Origin of the sequence: Spirosoma arboris, from assembly GCF_009754945.1 — a bacterium.
GTDB classification, from domain to species: Bacteria; Bacteroidota; Bacteroidia; order Cytophagales; family Spirosomataceae; genus Spirosoma; species Spirosoma arboris.
The window spans coordinates 1-421 of sequence record NZ_WPIN01000084.1; the positions used below are offsets into that span (position 1 = coordinate 1).

1 pseudogene is annotated in these 421 nt (G+C 53.4%); it reads right to left on the minus strand.

The window, feature by feature from the left end:
- Nucleotides 1–417, minus strand: a pseudogene (locus GO755_RS40760) (transposase); the annotation flags it as partial.
- Between the last annotated feature and the right edge of the window lie 4 nt (nucleotides 418–421).

Sequence of the window (421 nt, forward strand, 5' to 3'; positions counted from 1 at the left end):
GAACTGAATAACAGAGCATGCACGACGAGCCGAAACTTGCGGGGTGGCCCGTGCCATAGCTCTCCATTAAACTTGCGGCCAGTTTTCTTTGCTGAACTGGCCCGCTCGGGCGGCCCCGTTAAAGCTTTTTTCTGAGCACATCCTGAAGCATTTGTTTGTCCAGACTCAGGTCGGCCACTAGCTGTTTCAACTGACGGTTTTCTTCCGCTCCGGCGGCCCGGTTCCAACTGATGTAATCGTCGGAGCTCGGCAACCCCCAATCCGCCGTACTTTTTTTTCCAATTATAATAGGTGGCCTCGCTAATGCCCATTTTACGACATACTTCGGCCACGGCCACTCCAGTCTCAGATTGCTTAAGAGCAAAGACGATGGCTCCGGCCACCCGGTTGCGCTTCGGTGAACTTGGTTTTCTTCATGGCA